18 protein-coding genes are annotated in these 19,051 nt (G+C 41.8%); 11 read left to right on the forward strand and 7 right to left on the reverse strand.

The annotated features are described in order from the left end of the window. Window positions 1-13 precede the first annotated feature (13 nt). From ACO05V_RS16865 to ACO05V_RS16880, 4 genes are all read left to right on the forward strand, one after another. On the forward strand, window positions 14-550 hold the full coding sequence (locus ACO05V_RS16865; protein ID WP_421854142.1) for a flavodoxin: 537 nt from the start codon (window positions 14-16) through the stop codon (window positions 548-550). A gap of 267 nt (window positions 551-817) precedes the next feature. Beyond that, window positions 818-1,132: a DUF3301 domain-containing protein gene (locus ACO05V_RS16870; RefSeq protein WP_421854144.1), complete on the forward strand. Its 315-nt coding sequence runs from the start codon at window positions 818-820 to the stop codon at window positions 1,130-1,132. Between the two features lie 239 nt (window positions 1,133-1,371). Further along, window positions 1,372-3,258, forward strand: coding sequence for a methyl-accepting chemotaxis protein (locus ACO05V_RS16875; protein ID WP_421854147.1), 1,887 nt, complete (start codon window positions 1,372-1,374; stop codon window positions 3,256-3,258). A gap of 126 nt (window positions 3,259-3,384) precedes the next feature. Next, window positions 3,385-3,546, forward strand: a complete 162-nt coding sequence (locus ACO05V_RS16880; RefSeq protein WP_421854150.1) for a hypothetical protein — start codon at window positions 3,385-3,387, stop codon at window positions 3,544-3,546. A gap of 11 nt (window positions 3,547-3,557) precedes the next feature. Here the strand turns inward: ACO05V_RS16880 and ACO05V_RS16885 are convergent, their stop codons facing one another. Continuing rightward, the gene (locus ACO05V_RS16885) at window positions 3,558-4,061 is read right to left on the reverse strand and encodes a hypothetical protein (RefSeq protein ID WP_421854153.1); all 504 of its coding nucleotides are present in this window, start codon (window positions 4,059-4,061) and stop codon (window positions 3,558-3,560) included. 218 nt (window positions 4,062-4,279) lie between these two features. Between ACO05V_RS16885 and ACO05V_RS16890 the strand changes: the two genes are divergently transcribed. Continuing rightward, window positions 4,280-5,524, forward strand: a complete 1,245-nt coding sequence (locus ACO05V_RS16890; RefSeq protein WP_421854156.1) for a multidrug effflux MFS transporter — start codon at window positions 4,280-4,282, stop codon at window positions 5,522-5,524. 76 nt (window positions 5,525-5,600) lie between these two features. Here ACO05V_RS16890 and ACO05V_RS16895 read toward each other — a convergent pair whose 3' ends face one another. From ACO05V_RS16895 to ACO05V_RS16910, 4 genes are all read right to left on the reverse strand, one after another. Then, window positions 5,601-6,203 carry a TetR/AcrR family transcriptional regulator gene (locus tag ACO05V_RS16895; protein ID WP_421857002.1) on the reverse strand — a complete coding sequence of 201 codons (603 nt, stop codon included), beginning with the start codon at window positions 6,201-6,203 and terminating at the stop codon, window positions 5,601-5,603. Window positions 6,204-6,240: 37 nt separating this feature from the next. Next, window positions 6,241-6,528 (reverse strand): TfoX/Sxy family DNA transformation protein, encoded by a 288-nt coding sequence (locus ACO05V_RS16900; protein WP_421854159.1) that lies wholly within the window; start codon window positions 6,526-6,528, stop codon window positions 6,241-6,243. A gap of 23 nt (window positions 6,529-6,551) precedes the next feature. Then, the gene (locus ACO05V_RS16905; RefSeq protein ID WP_421854162.1) at window positions 6,552-7,085 is read right to left on the reverse strand and encodes an isochorismatase family protein; all 534 of its coding nucleotides are present in this window, start codon (window positions 7,083-7,085) and stop codon (window positions 6,552-6,554) included. 96 nt (window positions 7,086-7,181) lie between these two features. After that, window positions 7,182-8,900 (reverse strand): ankyrin repeat domain-containing protein, encoded by a 1,719-nt coding sequence (locus ACO05V_RS16910; protein WP_421854165.1) that lies wholly within the window; start codon window positions 8,898-8,900, stop codon window positions 7,182-7,184. A gap of 253 nt (window positions 8,901-9,153) precedes the next feature. Between ACO05V_RS16910 and trpB the strand changes: the two genes are divergently transcribed. The 4 genes from trpB (at window position 9,154) to map (ending at window position 12,262) form a co-directional block, all read left to right on the forward strand. Further along, window positions 9,154-10,416 (forward strand): tryptophan synthase subunit beta, encoded by a 1,263-nt coding sequence (gene trpB / locus ACO05V_RS16915; RefSeq protein WP_421854168.1) that lies wholly within the window; start codon window positions 9,154-9,156, stop codon window positions 10,414-10,416. Continuing rightward, window positions 10,413-11,198 (forward strand): tryptophan synthase subunit alpha, encoded by a 786-nt coding sequence (gene trpA, locus ACO05V_RS16920; RefSeq protein ID WP_421854171.1) that lies wholly within the window; start codon window positions 10,413-10,415, stop codon window positions 11,196-11,198. Before trpB ends, trpA begins: the two co-directional genes overlap by 4 nt. 82 nt (window positions 11,199-11,280) lie before the next feature. Then, window positions 11,281-11,487, forward strand: a complete 207-nt coding sequence (locus ACO05V_RS16925; protein ID WP_100188612.1) for a ParD-like family protein — start codon at window positions 11,281-11,283, stop codon at window positions 11,485-11,487. Between the two features lies 1 nt (window position 11,488). Further along, complete coding sequence (gene map / locus ACO05V_RS16930) at window positions 11,489-12,262, forward strand: type I methionyl aminopeptidase (RefSeq protein ID WP_421854174.1); 774 nt, start codon at window positions 11,489-11,491, stop codon at window positions 12,260-12,262. 3 nt (window positions 12,263-12,265) lie between these two features. On the opposite strand, the gene ACO05V_RS16935 is transcribed toward map, so the two are convergent. Beyond that, window positions 12,266-13,678, reverse strand: coding sequence for a peptidoglycan DD-metalloendopeptidase family protein (locus ACO05V_RS16935; RefSeq protein ID WP_421854177.1), 1,413 nt, complete (start codon window positions 13,676-13,678; stop codon window positions 12,266-12,268). A 423-nt stretch (window positions 13,679-14,101) separates the two neighbouring features. Here ACO05V_RS16935 and fdhD point away from each other — a divergent pair, with 423 nt between their 5' ends. Beyond that, window positions 14,102-14,974 carry a formate dehydrogenase accessory sulfurtransferase FdhD gene (gene fdhD, locus ACO05V_RS16940; protein ID WP_421854180.1) on the forward strand — a complete coding sequence of 291 codons (873 nt, stop codon included), beginning with the start codon at window positions 14,102-14,104 and terminating at the stop codon, window positions 14,972-14,974. Then, window positions 14,967-17,294: an FdhF/YdeP family oxidoreductase gene (locus tag ACO05V_RS16945; RefSeq protein WP_421854183.1), complete on the forward strand. Its 2,328-nt coding sequence runs from the start codon at window positions 14,967-14,969 to the stop codon at window positions 17,292-17,294. Before fdhD ends, ACO05V_RS16945 begins: the two co-directional genes overlap by 8 nt. Window positions 17,295-17,417: 123 nt before the next feature. Here ACO05V_RS16945 and ACO05V_RS16950 read toward each other — a convergent pair whose 3' ends face one another. Then, window positions 17,418-18,872 (reverse strand): TrkH family potassium uptake protein, encoded by a 1,455-nt coding sequence (locus tag ACO05V_RS16950; RefSeq protein ID WP_421854186.1) that lies wholly within the window; start codon window positions 18,870-18,872, stop codon window positions 17,418-17,420. Window positions 18,873-19,051: the final 179 nt, after the last annotated feature.

Genomic DNA, 19,051 nt, shown 5'->3' on the forward strand with positions numbered 1-19,051 from the left:
GTTAAGGCATCACATGGCTCAATCAACCATCGCCCTTATTTACGGCACAGACACAAATAATACAGAAGAAGTTGGCCATAAAATTGCCAAACAATGGGAAGAACTTGGCGAACAAGTAGACATATTTAACATAAAAGACATCGAGCTTAGCCAACTTGAACAATATTCCATGCTTATTTTAGGCATTCCGACTTGGGACTTTGGTGGCATTCAATCAGACTGGGAAGATATCGGAGACAGTCTGGCTGAGCTCGCCCTTGAAGATACCGTCATCGCACTATATGGGCTGGGTGACCAATTTGGCTACGGCGATTATTTCGTCGACGCTGTAGGCTGGTTATATGAAAAATTATTACCAACTAACGCCACCTTTATTGGCCAATGGCCTACAGAAGGCTATGAATTTGAAGCCTCTAGAGCTTGTGTAGATAGCAAAGAGTTCTTTGTCGGCTTAGCGATTGATGAAGACCAACAGTTTGAACTCACTGATCAACGTATCGAGCAGTGGGTTATCCAACTTTACGCAGAAAGAGCAGTAGAAGCCGCCTAAATTATCGCCTGACTGGCCATTAGATTGAAGCTACGACTCAAATTTGGTTTACCCACACATTCGCTGCCCCGAATGCCCAAATTTAGCCTTTAATCAATGAGATAATTTTACGACTTGCTCTAAATAGCGTGAAGACCGTGGCTACCTCTCCTTTCTCTCCTGCTTGGAGGTAGCCACGTATTTCTTTCCAGAAACTATTTTTTTCTAGCCACCATTCGCTATGATGTATGATCGCTTTTTCACCTCAACAACCAATAGCTGGCATAAATGAACTTACAACTTTCCGACATCGTCATTTTGCTCATCCTCGCCACAGCAATTTATTCATGGTGGCAAAACACATCGATTAGAGAACAAGCATTAATACAAGCCAAACAGCACTGCGAATCACTTAACTTACAACTACTAGAAGACAGTGTGGCAGGCTCAGGATGGAAACCAGTTTGGCGGAATGGAGAGTTTAAAATCCAAAGAACCTATAAATTTGAATTTAGTTCCAGCGGCATAGCACGCTATTCAGGCAAGATAACTTATCTTGGAAACCAAAAAATTCAAGTCTGGTTAAGTCCTCATGATTTTTAGGAACACTCATTTTTAAGACACTAATCAAAATGTAAAATCGCCCACATCATCTGCAAATAAAAGCATATTTTTATGTCAATTAATTGCAAATAAGGTCATATTAGAAATAGAATACATGAGTAATTTTTTGTAAAGCGTTGATAGACATCAAAAACATATAAAGATAGAGTACATATTGTCCCCTATCATAATGTCTATCCGTATCGGTTAAACCTATAATAATAAGTGCAGGACATAATATGTTGGCAAATCTTAGTTTCCGTACCAAGCTACTCTCTCTACTTATTGCAGCCATTCTTGGGTTCATTGTTGTAACTGCCGTTGCTTTACAAGGATTGAATGTACAAGATACCTCCTCTTCAAAGTTTGATCGCCTAACCACTGTAGATAAAGACCTCGCCTCCCTCGTCATTACCTTAATGGAAGAATACGAGTCACTCTCTAGCATTGATAACAGCACCTATGAAGGCTTCGTTGAAACACTAAAAGTTAATCATGAAAGTTTCATGACAACACTTGAAAAAGACTTGAACCTTCTTCAAGACCCAGAAGCGAAGAAAAATATTGAGAGCATTACTGCTTCTTTAAAAGACTATAGTGACGCATTAATCCTATTGGTTACTCAGAAGCAAAAAGTAGGTTTTAATGGCTCTTCAGGTCTTAAAGGTGAAATTTCTCAACTAGGTGAAAAAGTAACAGAAGAAATTTCTTTCTTAAGTTTAGTAAAACAAGAATTTTTACCCGTTCGAGAAGCCAAAAAGAACTTTATCTTTGAACCCGTTCCAGCTAACAAAGCAGCCTTTATGGAACGTTATGATAAGTTCTATAAACGTGTTACTAACTTTGGTCTAGAAGAGCGCTTTGGAGAAGTAATCAATAAGTACTTTGCTGCTGTAGAAACTTTTGACAAAGAAAATCAGAAACTTATCGTTCTACAATCACAATTTACAGAACAAAAAACAATTTTTGGTCAAACGCGTTTGACAGCTGTCGAGTATATGCAAAAAGCAGTCTTAGAAGCACGTCAACAAGCGTCTGCTAGCTCAAAACAAGCCAGTATCAGTTTAATCATTGTTAGTATTGTTGTTGCAGTAATTGCCGCTCTTATGATGATGGGGATTGGCAGTAGCGTGAACAAAACCCTTAATCAAATCATCAAAGACCTAGGCAAAGTAAAAAGTGGCGACCTAACAGCTCGTTTGCATGTAAACAAAAAGCGTAATGATGAATTTGACTCTTTGTGTAGCTCTGTAAACGAAATGACGACAGCCCTAAGCTCGGTAATTGGTGAAGTTGTCGATACCACTCAAGGTGTTAACAACATGGTCACTGAGCTAAACACTTCCGTCACCAACATTGCACAGAGTAACCGCTCCGTAAGTGAGCAAACAAATTCTCTAGCAGCAGCGACAGAAGAAATTTCTACAACAATTTCGAGCATATCCAGCACCACTGAAGACCTAAGTAGCCAGTCTCAGCACACTTATGAATCTGCAAAAGTAGGCGCAGAAACCATTAAAAGTGCTCTATCAAACCTTTCTAGTACCATTAGCGTTGTGAACAAAACCAGTGAGCAACTAAATGAACTTGGTCAATTATCAAAAGATATCGACAACGTTATCGGCATGATCAATGACTTGGCGAATCAAACCAACCTTCTCGCACTAAACGCAGCCATTGAAGCAGCACGTGCAGGTGAGGCGGGTCGAGGCTTCTCAGTGGTTGCAGACGAAGTTCGCTCACTTGCTGAAAAAACAGTCGATGCGACGGCCAAAATTACTGATATCGTTAGTACAATTCAATCATCTACTCAAACAGCAATCGAAACCATGCACAGTGGTCAAGAAAGCTTGCACTCCATTGAAGAGTTCAGCGAAAAAGCAGAAGTGGCTATACGTGAAATTGAGCGAAACGCACAGACAAGTTCTGCGTCTTCTATTGATATGGCTCGCTCTATTCAAGAGGTTGCCAAAACTGCGGTGCACATGAGTGAAGAAATGGACAAAATTGCGCAGCAACTTCAACGCGACAATAGCTACATTAAAAGCATTGAAGGCAATACACGCGACATCCATAATCAAGTTAACAGCTTAGATAAAAAGACAAGTGTTTTTACTACGCGTTAATGTGACTAAGCAAACTACTGATATAAAAAAACCGGCTTAATAGTCGGTTTTTTTATTGAAAATTCCATTTACAACAAGTTGAACCAGACATTTTCTTATAATTATTTTTCATCGAGCACAAATACTATGCATTCTCTTGCCACTGTCGCCCTTGGCGCCTTCGCTATCATTTTCTTTTGCGCTGCGTTAATCATTGGCCTCATTATTGTTAAGAAATACAAAGCAGAACAGATACGACTCAATGAGCTAGCAAAGAAGCGCCCCGATACAGAAAACAAAAGCCGTTAATTACTTTAAGATTATGGGTAAATACGAACAATACCACTTTTACCTTCTATGTCTCCCAGAATCCAAACCTTCTCGAAAGCATGAGGAACTGGCATGATAATAAGATGCTCAAGCGCCTTAATATCCGCTTGGCTCCATGCTGGATGCGTATTTCGAATCACCAACCAGACTCTTGTTGAGTCATATTGCTTACCAGATTTATTTTCTAAAATCTTATTTAAGGACCTTAGCAACCTCTCGTCAGCAGGCTCTTCTTTCAGAGCACGCAAGACATTACGCGTAACTGAAGTGAGATCGCGCCCAAGAATTTCCATCGCCTCTTCTTCTGAACCGTAGAGATGCGCAATTTCTAAATCAAGCCGTTCGCCCTCAAGCATACAAGACACATCAGGACGAATCGGGTCATTATGCCAAATATGGCGAATATGCTTGCCCGTATTACGCTCATAACAACGCATAAAAAGTTTAGCCGCTTGATGCTCAAGCTCTATCTTCTCTTTCTCACTGTTATGCATAACACGCTCTCCAAACAACAGAAGTCACAATTACTTTTTTCACTATCTTATGAATTAAACAACAAAATCACAAAATTAAATGCTAGCCAAATACTTCCTTATTTTATGCACATATCTGTAAGCTGAGTTTTATAAAGCCTGAGTATAATACTCGACTATTATTAGGGGGCGGCGCTTGCTTATAACCCTTCAAACATCATATTTTCTTTGGATAACATATGGAAAATGCTCACAACAATACCTCTTCTTCCGGCATGGGGTCGAAGGAGTTCACACTTTTAGTTGCTCTATTAATGTCGATAACGGCAATTTCCATCGATGCTTTACTGCCAGCTCTTGGCGTTATTGGTAAGGAACTGGAAGCAATAACCGCAAACCAACCACAATTGCTCATTAGCATGCTGTTCTTAGGTTTGGCAATGGGGCAATTAATTTGTGGCCCACTTTCCGACGCCTTAGGTCGTCGTCCTATCCTATTTGGTGGCTTTGCGCTGTATTTGGTTGGTACTGTGGTCTGTTACCAAGCAGACAGTTTAGAAATGCTGATGTTGGGTCGTTTTATTCAAGGCTTAGGCGTTGCCGGGCCTTATATTTCCGCTATATCCCTGGTTCGTGATTTGTACCACGGCGCGCAAATGGCTCGCATCATGTCTTTGGTTATGATGATTTTCGTCTTGGTTCCAGCTATTGCCCCTACACTTGGTCAAGCGATTATGTTTGTCGATGACTGGCGCGGTATTTTTGAGATGTATCTTGTTTATGCTGTGTTATTGATTGTTTGGATTGGCTTTCGTTTAAAAGAAACCCTGCCAAAATCCAACCGCATCCCTTTTTCAAAAAAAGGCTTTTACGAAGGCTTTAAAGAAGTAGTAACAAATAGAATCACGGCGAGCTACACCATTTGTATGGGACTATTTTTCGGTAGCTTCATTGGCTATTTAAACTCTTCACAGCAAATATTTCAGGTGCAATTCAACACTGGCAACCTGTTCGCACTTTACTTCGGCTTATTAGCCTTAGTATTGGGTTTTTCTTCTTTGATTAACTCTCGCATCGTTGAAAAACATGGTGCGAAATACATCGCCTTCCGCGCCATCTGCGTTGTTGTGATTGCATCCATTGCTTTCTTTGCTTTACATGCTTTTGTAACGATCAGCTTATGGATGTTCTTAATCTATGCTGCCATTTTGTTCTTCTGCTTTGGTTTGTTATTCGGAAACGTTAACTCTCTTGCGATGGAACCAATGGGACACGTAGCTGGTATCGCCTCTGCCGTTATTGGTTCAGTGTCATCTATTATGTCGATGAGTATCGGCACTGTGATAGGTCAAATGTACAACAACACCTTGATGCCTATTTCGGGTGGCTTTGTCATTATGGGCTCACTCGCTATATGTATCATGTACTGGGCGGAAAAAGGACGCGTTGAAGAAGTGATTGAAGAAACAAGCGCCACGGCTTAATTCAAGCACCTAAGGACTTTTTAGAAAAGTGTTAAGCTCGTGTTAGAACGGCATTAAACAAGCCAAATAGTCACTACTATTTGGCTTGTTTTGTATTGATTGTACCTCTTAGCAATTCATCAAGCTGACTTTCCAGTTCAGTTTTGTCCATCATTGTTTGTTTCATTAATGCCGGCATCAAAAGCGCTTCTTTACTAACCGCTTTTAACGCAAAGAAATTCATCGGCGATACGGAAAACTCAGCAATCCAAACTAATAAAGTCGACTCCAACACGGCTTCAAATTCAGCAAACAAGGCAAAGGTAGACGGCAACATTTTATGTTGCTCGCCAAGCAAAATACGATACACAGCAAGACGTTCGACTTTATTAACCCAAGCCTCCCAAAGCAATATCCAACCTGAAATAAGCGAGAGATTTTTCTTCGTTTGTAAACGCATCAAGACCTTCTGCATCTCATCTTGCGCTTGTTCCGTTAACGAGGTTAACACCGTTTCCCACAACACCAACTTGGTCGGAAAATTACTATAAACAGTGGGTTTAGACACGCCAGCTGTCACAACGACTTGATCAATACTGGTACTTTGATAACCCTGTTGAGTGAACAAACCACACGCCGCCTCCACTATGTGGCCTTTTTTACTGGGTCTTCCTCTTGCCATAATTTCCTCTAAAATCATCAAAGAGCCAGATCCATCTAACTCTATATTGTTTGACTTATTCCTCTAATTTAAGGATCTCTTCTAATTCTTTATAGTCGTCCAGCTCCATTAGTAATCGAGCCTTTTCATTTTTTGCTATCTTTAACCAACTCTCACCCTCTAATGCACCAACCAGCGCATAAAGAAAATTCAGGCTAGGATTAACGCGACTTTCTTTTTTTAAACGAATAAAGGCTCGAACTGGCCCAAGTGACCTGAGCTCTTCTTCTGTCGTTATTCCAATATCAAAAAGCAAAGCTTCCGACTTTGGACCCAACCCTTTTAAATCCCTTAACTTAGCCAAGACCACAGCACCTTCACTATTTTCTAATGAGAACTTAACCATTCAGCTGTGGTAACGACTTGTAATTTCACCTCTGGAATGATCAGATTTTCCCATGTCCAATTATGATGTTCGACAATACATGTTGCCGACAAATGCCCCCTATCAGCAGTGGTATGAGCATCTGAAATCGCTGTCAGGTTAAAGCCTTTACTCAAGCAAGATCTTAGCGTCGTATCGACACAAAACTCTGTCGCTGCACCAGTGATAAGCACATTGTCTACTTTCAAGGAGGTCAAAATAGACGCTAAATCCGTTTTGTAAAAAGCATCACAAGCCGTCTTAGTGATTTTCATATCATCCGCTTGCACATCAAGCTCATCAATAATTTCCCAGCCTTGAGTCCCTTCAAGCAAACCATCTTCTGCTGTCCCATTATGCTGAACATGCAAAACCAGTCCGCCATTCTCCCGAATAAAACAAGCGAGAGAGTTGATATTACTAACGACGTTATCGGTATTTAATCTTGGGATTAAAAACACCGACTTTTGCATATCAATGACCAATAAAACATCCATCCATTTGCTCCAACATTAATATTTTTATACTAAGAAAATATTTATACCTTATCTCAAGTGAAGTATTTACCAGTAACTCGTTCATCATTTTTAAAATCAGATACATGTTGCACCATGTTTTCTTAAAAATTCACTCACTTGATGGGGTGTATATTTATTATCTACTAAAGATAACGGACACTTCCCATTAGAGTCTCTAAGATTTACATTAGCGCCATTTTCAACTAGAAGCGGGAGAATATTATAAAAACCTTTTTTAATAACTTGTGTTAATGGCGTATAACCCAATGGATCAATATTATTAACTTCATGTCCATTTTCTATAAGCAATCGGCTTATATCAATATATCCATGTATAATAGAATAAAACAACAAATCCGTCTCTTCAGGATAAAGAGAATATAGAACCTCATAATATTTGGAACCATTAACATCAGCGCCTTTCTCTATAAGCTTTTTTGCAATATCAAAATTATTAGCAAACACAGCATAAGACAGAGGAGTTAGATTATCTTTTATTCTAAAATTAACTTTTGCCCCCATATCAATCAGTCGTCTGGCTACATCATAATTCTGATGCGCTATCGCGTAAGACAATGAAGTTTCACCATTATTAGCCACCAAGTTTATATTGGCTCCTTTATTTAACAAAAGATCAACAACATCAAAAAAACCTTTTTTAATTGCATACATTAATGCAACTTCACCATATTTATCTTGCAGATCTAAGTTAACGCCATGCTTAATAAGGATTTTTGCTACATCTGGCTGATCATTTGTTAGAGCTAAATGTAATGTACTACTTCTACCGAGTTTTGCATGAACATCGCCCCCTTTTTCAATTAATAGTATAGCGAGCTCAGGATGATGAATTGGAATGTTAGGACCGTAGTATTTTAATGACTCAGCCATCTGGTACGAGTGCCCTAAAATAGCATGAATAAGATAATTTGCGTTTGTATCACTATCCGAACTAAGGTCAAATCCATACTTAAGAATAAGATACTCTATTTCAAATCTGTCATTTTTCATCGCCCAGTTTAATAAAGAATAATAGTAGTCATCAGTATAAAATTTAGCACTTAAGTCTGTACCAGCTTTGAGTAAAATTTCTGCTATTTCTATCTCTAGATTATATTCTTTGGTATACGATGGTACAGACCAAGAACGCTCTCTTTCCAAGAGAGTAAAAAAAAGATTAGACTCATTCTTTTTATGAAAGTTTACATCAGCACCTCTTGATATAAGTGCTAAAACGCTATCTTTAGCTAGTGACTCAACTGCAACTCGCAAAGAAAAGCTATTATCACTGCCGCTCACATCCACTTCAGCACCGTTGTCTATGAGCAAATTAATTAGTTCAACATCGTTATTTTCAGCGGCGAGTGATAAATAACTGTTCCCGGCTATATTACTTTCATTGATATCCGCTGTTGCTCCCATACTTAACAGGATACGGATTAATTCAGTATTACTCCTAACTAAAGCAAATTCGAGTGCAGTCCTTCCATATTTATTTTCTTTCTCTATATTCACACCAGATTTAATAAGCAGTTTAGCAATGTCTTTTTCTTTCTTCTTTATAGCGTACATAAGCACACTTAACTCGTCTCCTTGAGCTTCGGCATCGGATTTATACTGATCAAAAAAAACCGAAAACTCAGGATTCTTTTTATAAATATCTTGCTGTATCCTAATATCTTCAGCGTCGCTATTATGCTGAACTATTACAAAAAAGGCATAAAAAGCCGATATAATAGTTAATAAAATAAAAAAAGCCACAAACATTGAAGTTTTAAAGCGTTTACTATTCATAATATCCCTTTACTACAGAATGCTTAAATAAACTAACATTGTACAATAATTTAGACACTAATAGCATTGTGCATTAAAAAAACCATGCCAAGATCAACCTAAATGTAAAAAACCACAACACTTCAAAGCAGGCATTAGAAGCGGTAGGCACATCGCGTTGTGGAAACACTTGACGTACGATCAATATCACATTAAATTAACTAAACGGTATAGTTCATTTAATAGAGAGTAATAGCAATTTTAGGAGCAAGTCATGCAAAGCGAGAACGGTTTCTACGGGCAATACGGCGGTAGCTATATTCCTGAAATCCTTTATTCGAGCCAACAGCAAATTTTACATGCGTTCGAAGAAGCCAAAAACGACCCAGAATTTCTCGCTGAGCTAAATAAACAATGGCAGCAGTTTTCTGGCCGCCCAACACCGCTGACTTTTTGTGCAAATTTGACCGAACACTTTGGCGGCGCACAAATTTACCTGAAGCGTGAAGATTTAAACCACAGTGGCGCCCACAAGATGAATAACGTGATTGGCCAAGGCTTATTGGTTAAACGCATGGGTAAAAAGCGCGTCATTGCGGAAACGGGTGCCGGACAACACGGCATTGCCACCGCCCTTGTCGCAGCGCGTTTAGGCCTAGAATGTACTATTTATATGGGCGCAAAAGACATTGAACGTCAGTATCCAAATGTTTTCTGGATGAAACAGCTTGGTGCTACTGTTGTACCTGTTACCACTGGCGCACAAACATTACGCGATGCATTAGACGAAGCGCTACGTGACTGGTCTTCTAGCCACGAAGAAAGCCATTACCTAATTGGTACCTCTTGCGGCTGTGCGCCCTTCCCTGAAATGGTGGCCTATTTTCAATCTGTGATTGGCAACGAAGTTCGTGAGCAAAGTGTCGCGCAATTCGGTCAATTCCCGGATCACCTATACGCTTGTGTTGGCGGTGGTTCAAACGCTTGTGGTTTGTTCCTACCCTTCCTTGATGACAAAGAAGTGGAAATGGTCGGCGTAGAAGCGGGCGGCAAAGGTTTAGAGCTTGGCGAGCACTCTATTCGCTTATCTCATAACCTTGGCCAACCAGGTATTGCCCAAGGCTTTGCAACCATGTTCCTGCAAGATACCGCTGGGCAGTTGCAAGAAACCCACTCTATCGCTGCCGGTTTAGACTATGTTGGCGTTTCTCCGATCATTGCCCATTTGGCGGAAATTGGTCGCATCAAAATGACCTATGCCATGGACGATGACGTCATTGCTGCTTGTACGTTATTGCTGAAAAAAGAAGGCATTATCCCTGCGCTAGAATCGTCCCATGCATTAGCCGGTGCTTTTAAAGACGCGCCGAACTTACCGAAAGATACTAAGATTGTCATCAACTTGTCTGGTCGTGGCGACAAAGACATCTTTAACGTAGCAAAAGCGGTGCAAGATGAAACCTTCCCGCAGTTTCTAACCGACTACCTTGCTTCTTACCCAACTAACCACGCTGACCATAAGGAGCAAAACGCATGAGCCAATTAGCGACCTTTATTGAAGAAAAACGTCAACAAAAACCTATTTTGTCGATGACGCACGTGGTTTACGGCTACCCGAGTGTTGAGGAAAGCTTAAGCTGGATGGAAAGACTGATGAAGGAAGGCGTCGACTTCATCGAAGTGCAATTTCCTTTTTCTGACCCTGTCGCTGACGGCCCAAGTATTGTTGCGGCTTGCCATAAAGCATTAGAGCAAAAGTTAGACGTAGAAACCTGCTTGTCTCAACTAGGAAAGCTCGCGAAAAGCTTTCCTGACAGCCGCATCGTTCTAATGAGCTACTTAAACCCAATGTACCGCTTTGGCTTAGACAAGTTAGCCAAGCGAGCGGCAGAAGAGAACATTCTAGGATTGATCCTACCAGATCTGCCAATTGAACAATCGGCCACTTACCAAGCGGCTTGTAAAGCCAACGGTATCGATCCTGTTTGGTTAGTAACGCCAGTAACACCGCCAGAACGATTAGCCATGTTAGCAGGCCAAGCAAGCGGGTTCCTATACTGCGTCGCTCGTTCTGGTGTTACGGGTCATTCTGTCCATGAAGGCAAAGCCAAGCAGACATCACTTGATGAGTATTTGGCACAAATCAAACAGCACGCCAGCGCCCCCATGGGCGTGGGTTTTGGTTTACGTGAACGCGCTCAGATAGAGCAACTGATCGGCAAAGCTGACATTGCTATCCTTGGTTCTGCGCTTCTAGATGCGTACAACAAAGGTGGTCAAGAAGCCGGTATTAAACTGATCAAAGACTTGTTTCACTAAAAAGCCAATCAATAAATAGCACTTGAAAAGATCAAACCATGAATATATGATCCATATACACTTTATATATGGATCATATCTCATGGGTATTATTAAAATCTCCGACGAACTTCACGATGACATTCGCAAAAGCTGCCATGTCATGTCGCGCTCTATCAATGCGCAAGCCGAATTCTGGATCAAAATGGGACGCTTAGCCGAGCTTAATCCCAGCCTCACTTTTTCTGAATTGATCGCCAATGAACTGGCTAATGCCAATACTGAAACACCATTGAAAGCCGTCAAGTAACATGCAAGTTCACATCAAAACACCATCCGAAATCAACTTCATGCGCGAGTCTGGCAAGTTATTGGCAAGTGTATTCCACATGCTCGACGACTTTGTCAAAGAAGGTATTTCGACTTTAGAGATAAATAACCAAGTTGAACACTTCATTCGCGATACCTTGGATGCAAGACCGGCAAGCCTTGGGCAATATGGCTATGAGTTTTCCCTCAACTCCTCTATCAACGAGGTGGTTTGTCACGGTGTGCCAAATGACAGCCAAAAGCTCAAAGCAAAAGACATCATCAATCTAGACATTACTTTGGAAAAGAACGGCTTTATCGCCGATTCCAGCAAAATGTATGTCATGAGCGACGCCAACCCTATTGCCAAACGCTTAGTCAAAACCACCTATGAGGCGATGTGGGCTGGGATCAAGAAAGTAAAGCCTGGCGCAACTTTAGGCGATATTGGTGCAGCGGTTCAAACCCTAGCAGAAAGCAAGGGTTACTCAGTCGTAAAAGAGTATTGCGGCCATGGCATTGGCCGAGAAATGCACGAAGAACCACAAGTGCTGCATTACGGTAAAGCAGGAACAGGCATGACATTGGAAGAAGGCATGACCTTCACCATTGAACCCATGATCAACCAAGGCAAAGCCAAAACTAAGACGAAAAAAGACGGTTGGACCGTCGTAACTGCTGACAAGAAATTATCCGCCCAATGGGAACATACCATTCTAGTCACGCCAACAGGTTATGAAGTGCTAACACTTAGAAACGAAGAAACCGCTGCCTAGATGTTAATCTAATGTAGATTCCAACTCTGCTGGTGAATCGGATTGAACACCAGCAACATCTTCGTATTCTACCTGAGCTTTTATCATTAAAAGAATCCAGCGCTTTACATTCTTGTCGTACTCTTCTCGATCTTTTTTAGGTATCGATTGCGTAGTAGGAATCTCTGCCGTCATCGGGTTAACTGGTCGACCTCTTATGTGTAATTCATAATGCAAATGGGCGCCAGTTGTCCGGCCAGTATTTCCTGACAAGGCAATTACTTGACCACGCTTAACCTTCTGACCTTTTTTCACCAATATCTTGCTCAAATGTAAAAAGCGCGAGCCATAAGGACCGGTGTAATCAATCACAATGTATTTACCAGCGTATTTATGCGTCGCTATTCGAGTTACTACGCCATCACCTGTCGCCAACACCTCAGTTCCTGTGGGCGTTGCTAAATCGACACCATTATGTGGTGCAGGATGGCCTGTTATTGGGTGAAGTCGATTAGGATTAAAAGGCGAACTGATTCGATAATGCTTTCGTGTTGGCCAGCGTAATAAAGCTGGCGTTAAACTATTTCCATCCAAATCATAAAAACGACCATCTGAATGTAAAAAGGCACTGTATGTTTGACCTTTTACCGTAATTTCAAGCGCTTCTAATTGATCTTCACCTACTTTCACACCATCAATGCTGCCACTCTTAATGACAAAGTCAAAGGCATCATTAGCCCGAAGATCTTTGCGAAAATTCACTCGACCTTTCAGTACATCATTAATAATTAGAATATTTGTATCCGATAAGCCGGCCTTCTTAGCTGAAAGGTAAAAGTTTCCGACAATTTTGCTGTGCACCGCTTTTTGCGTATAAGTAATAGGTTTGATGTTTTCTTTGTAGCTAAAACCACCGCCATCATGCTGAACATAAGACACACTTTTACTGATATCAATTCGGCGAGTGATTTCAAGTAAATCACCGTTTTCGTCTAATTGAAAAGTGAATTTATCATTGGGAAGCAAAGGCTCAAGAACCAAGTATTCCTGATCGGCTTCCAATACAGAGTACAAGGCATCTCTTGATAACCCTAAGCGAGCAAAAATACGCGCCAAGGTGTCACCAGACTTTATAACGTATTCTATCGACGGAATAGAAGCGGTAACTTTCTCAACATTTTGTAGAGGATCTGTCGTAACCAACGAATCGTAATTGTTATCTTCATCCGTATTCGAACTGACTTGAGGAGAAGTAATGTTCTCTTTATTACTGACACCAATTGAGCTGGGTAACACATAGTCTTTAGGATTATTATCTGCTGGAGATACAAGAGACTGATAAACAAACAACAAAACAATAAAAACAACAAAAATAATGGATAACCAAGCTCGCGGGCCTGACAAAGCCCAACGCGAGAGGCGATTAATAAACTGCATAAATAAAAAACTCATTAAACAAAAAGTGGCTCACGGAGAACCCGACTATGCGCTAACATCTTGGTTACGCACGTTCTCGATATATGACAAAAACAGAACCACACTTTGTAGCATGTGCTTTTTCCTTGCCACTGCTGGAGTGCAAATAATCACAGTCCATACCCTTTAAGCCTATAGTTTTACAAAACCAATACAAAAAGGATATTTGAAGCTTAAATTTTCGGGGTAGAATACGGCATTTTAAGTGCTAAAGAAATACTTAAACCTTTGAAACCCTATCGTATATCGCTTCTTCGTTAAACAAACAATATTCATTCAGAATTCATGTCGTTTTCATGCTCTTTCTTAGCGCAAAAGCATTGGACGCTCTTCATCTCTCTCCGTACTATAAGCACATCTTATTTATTAACTGATCCAACTATCATGCAACATTCGCCTATTTCTTTTATCAGTCACCGACGCCAAGCATTTGGCCGCTGCAAAGAGTTACATAAAGATATTGCGCAGCCACAACTCGAACAAAGGCCATTAGAAGCGGCCGAGCTGGTTGAAGAAATGCCATTAGCCATTAGCATCAACGATATTTCTTACGCCGTTATGATGGTCACGCCAGTGCATTTAGAAGCCTTTGTGATCGGTTTTGCTCGCAGCGAGGGTATTATTGAACATATCAATGACATCCGAGACATTTCAGTACAGCTCACAAAAACGCAACCAGACATCGAAAGTGTCGCAATCAATTTAGAACTCAGCCCACGTCGATTTTCTCAATTCAAAAAAAGAAGACAAACACACCTTGGAGCGACTGGTTGTGGCTTATGTGGAATTGAATCCTTAACTCAAGCGATTCCAATACTGTCAACACTTCAGCCTAGCCAAGCGATACACGAAACAAGTTTAATCGCATTAAGGTCGTGCTTAGCCGAGTACCAAGAACTAGGGCACAAAACCGGTGCGGTTCATGCTGCCTTATTGATATCTCCAGAAGGCGAACCCATTTGTTGCATGGAAGACATAGGCCGACATAATGCCCTAGATAAGGTGATTGGCTATGCGCTACAACAGGATATAAACTTACATAATTACAGTGTTTTAATGTCGAGTCGATGCAGCACGGAACTGGTTCAAAAAGCCGTACGAGTAGGACTTTCTAGACTAATCCACCTAGCATCACCAAGTACGCTAGCAGTCAAACTCGCTCAACATTATGGACTCACATTAATTCATTTACCCAAGCAAGATGCACCACGAATATTCGCGTCTTCAGCACAGCCGAAAGGAACACACCATGAGTAAAAAAACTGACTTTTATATGCCATACAAAGGACCGGCTGGCGGCTGGGGCGCATTGCAGAGCACGACAAAACATTGGCTAAAAAGTGAAAACGCCGTCCGCAACATCAATACCTTATTAAAAACAAACCAACCACATGGCTTTGACTGTCCCGGTTGCGCTTGGGGTGAAAAACACGACCCAGCAAAGATTCGTTTCTGTGAAAACGGCGCTAAAGCCGTTAACTGGGAAGCAACCTCTCGCAAAGTCGACGCAGCTTTCATGGCGGAACACAGTGTGTCTTGGCTAAATACGCAAAGTGATTACTTTCTTGAATATCAAGGACGAATCACTGAACCTATGCGCTACAACAAAGAAACGGATCATTACGAAGCGATTTCATGGGAACAGGCTTATAAGCAAACCGCCGACACACTGAAAAGACAAACCGATGCTAACAGAGTTGCTTTTTATACTTCTGGACGAGCAAGCAACGAAGCCGCTTTTCTTTATCAGTTGTTTGCGCGTGCTTATGGCACCAATAACTTTCCAGATTGCTCAAACTTATGTCATGAAGCCAGCGGTTATGCCCTCACCAGCAGCATTGGTATCGGCAAAGGCACGGTGGAAATTGACGATTTTGAACGCGCAGATGCCGTTTTGGTTTTTGGTCAAAACCCGGGGACAAACCACCCTCGCATGCTAGAAACCTTGAAAGAAGTTGTGCAACGTGGCGCTCAGCTACTCACCTTTAATACTTTGCGCGAACGAGGTTTAGAACGTTTCCAAAATCCTCAAAACCCAGTAGAAATGCTTACCAATGGCTCCAAGCCTACCAACACTGGCTACTTCTGCCCTAAAATTGGTGGCGACATGGCCGTGGTGCGTGGCATGGTCAAAGTGCTCATCGACTTAGAAGAAGCCGCTCAACAACAAGGCCAAGCCGTTTTTGATCACGAGTTTATCAAAGAACACACACAAGGCTTAGACACTTACCTTGAGCAAGTTAAGCAAACCTCTTGGCAAGACATTATTGATCAATCAGGTTTAACAAAAGAAGAAATTACTCACGCCGCCAACGTGTATGCCGAAGCAAACAACACCATTCTCACGTGGGCAATGGGCATTACTCAACACCATCATTCAGTTGCCATGATCCATGAAATGGTCAATTTACTCGCGCTAAAAGGCAATATTGGCAGACCTGGCGCTGGCGCTTGTCCTGTTCGTGGTCACAGTAATGTGCAAGGTGACCGAACCATGGGCATTAATGAACGCCCTTCTCAAGCCTTCCTTGACGCCTTAGAAAAGCACTTCAACTTCACGCCACCACAAGAGCATGGTCTAGCCGTTGTGGACACAATTAGATCAATGCGTGATGGCAAAGTCGGTGTATTTATTGCGCTAGGTGGCAACTTCGCGGCATCGACACCCGACACAGAAGCCACCAAACACGCTCTACAGCAATGTGAACTGACGGTACAAATCAGCACAAAGCTAAACCGCTCTCACCTAACAACTGGGACAGAAGCCATCATCCTGCCTTGCCTTGGTCGCACCGATATCGACTATCAAGCCAAAGGTCAGCAGAAAGTCACAGTGGAAGATTCTTTTAGCATGATCCATGCCTCTGGCGGAGTGCTGGAGCCTTTAAGCTCAGAGCAAAGATCTGAGCCTGCCATTGTGGCTGGAATCGCCGAAGCAACGTTAGGCAAATTTCCATTAGACTGGATGGAAGCCGTCGGCGATTACGACATTATTCGTGAACATATTTCGGCCGTCGTACCAGGGTTCTCAGACTTCAATCAGCGCATTTTGCAAGACGGCGGCTTTTATCTTGGCAACAGTGCCAGAGAACGAAATTGGAAAACGCCAGCAGGCAAAGCCATTTGCCACACTCATGTATTACCTGAGTCTATTCTGCCGAAGCGCGCGCAAGATTTGCTGTCAGACAAAACACTCATTATGCAAACTCTGCGTTCTCACGATCAATACAACACCACTATTTATGGTATGAACGATCGATATCGTGGCATTAAAGGCGAACGTAAAGTGGTGTTTATCAACCCGGCGGATATACAACGTCTCGGCTTTGAAGAAGGCCAAAGCGTTACACTGCGCTCAATTTGGGATGATGGTGTAGAACGAAAAGTTAGCGGATTCAAGCTAGTCCCTTACAGTATTCCAGCAGGCAACATCGCAGCTTACTACCCAGAGACTAACCCATTAGTACCGCTAGACAGCCATGGGGAATTCAGTAATACACCAACCTCAAAAAGTATTGCGATAGAGCTAGAAGCCTACGAAGAAGAAAGTAACGGCATCTCGGTTGCTGCGGTTTAACCTTCTTTTTAAACAATACGCTCTTTATATGGTCATAAAAAAGGGGCAAATATCGATGAGATATTTGCCCCTTTTTTGCTTATTACTATCAATCAAAAGTACTACTGGTCGATCAAATACTTATTAATGACGCCACATAACCGGAAAGAAAAGCACCAGCACAGTAAAGTATTCCAAACGCCCCAGAATCATTGCAAAACTCATCAACCAAGTTCCGCTATCACTCAATGGCGAAAAGTTACTGCCCAGCTCGGCAAAGCCCGGACCAAGTACGTTTAAACAGGCCGCCGTTGCGCTCAACGATGCCATAAAACTCATACCTGTCATCATGAGTAAAATCGTAAAAAGCACAGTGATCATAGCGGCAAGACACATAAAGCCCATCACAGAATGACGCACATCGGCACTGATTGTGCGGCCTTGAAACTTCATTGCAAAGACACCATTTGGATGCACCAACCGCTTTAATTCCAAAGAAATAGACTTCAAAGAAATGATATTCCGAATAACCTTATTGCCACCCGCTGTCGATCCTGCACAGCCACCAATGTAGCCAACAAAAATCAACACTATTGAGGTCACCGCAGGCCAAGATCCAAAATCAGTTGCTGCATATCCTGTACTGGTAATAAACGAAATCACATGGAAAAACGACTGAGTAATCGACACCCAAAAGCCGTCTTCTGAATCCGTTTGGAAAAGAAACAAAGCCAGCAACAAGGCCACAAACGTAATGATTTTCAGAAAGCCTCGCGTCTCTTCGTCTTTCCAATAAAGCTTAATACTGCGAGCAATATAAATACGATAATGCAGCGCAAAATTGACCGCGCCCAGCACCATAAAAAGATTACAAATCCATAAAATTAACGGACTGTTAAAGTAGCCCATACTGGCGTCATGAGTTGAAAAGCCGCCAGTCGATACCGTGGTAAAGCTATGACCAATGGCATCAAACGCTGACATGCCAGCAAAGTAATAACTCAAAGCGCATAAAGCCGTGATGGACAAATACACCATCCATAAATAATGGGTTGTACTAGATACGCGAGGAGAAAGTTTATCGTCTTTGATCGGTCCCGGTGTTTCTGCTTTTAACAAGCGCATGCCACCGATGTTCAACATGGGAAGAATCGCCACCACAAAGATCACCACACCAAGACCGCCCATCCATTGCAAAAACTGGCGATACATTAAAAAGGTCGGCGGCATATCATCTAAACCAGACAACACAGTCGCGCCTGTCGTCGTCAAAGCACTAATGGATTCAAACACGCCATCGGTAAAGGAAATATCTGTCACCGATATAATAGGAATAGCACCCAACACACCGACAGCCAACCAAGTTAAACTGGCGAACAACATGGCTTCACGCGTATTTACGGAGGGTAACGGGTGTTTTTTAAACACCAATAAAAGAACCAAAGATATGCTAAAAGTAATCAAGGCTGGCGTCGCAAAAGCACGCCCAACATCGTCCTTAAAAAACATAAAGGACAACTCGCCGAATACGAACTGCACCACGCTCATCCATAAACACGGCATCGTCAGCAAACGCATAATCAATAATGGGCGAATCATGAGTCGTCACGACTCCTATAAATAATCTGCACGGTATAAAAACATCTTCGATAGAGGGAATATTTCAACAGAATTACAGGACCGAGGCACTCAATAAATTCTGACGCACACTATAAGTCAATCAAGCCAAATTCTAAACTTTTCATTTTTGCAAACAAACGCTTTTAAAAAAGACTATT

The organism is Marinomonas sp. (assembly GCF_965225885.1).
In the GTDB taxonomy this organism is placed as follows: Bacteria; Pseudomonadota; Gammaproteobacteria; order Pseudomonadales; family Marinomonadaceae; genus Marinomonas.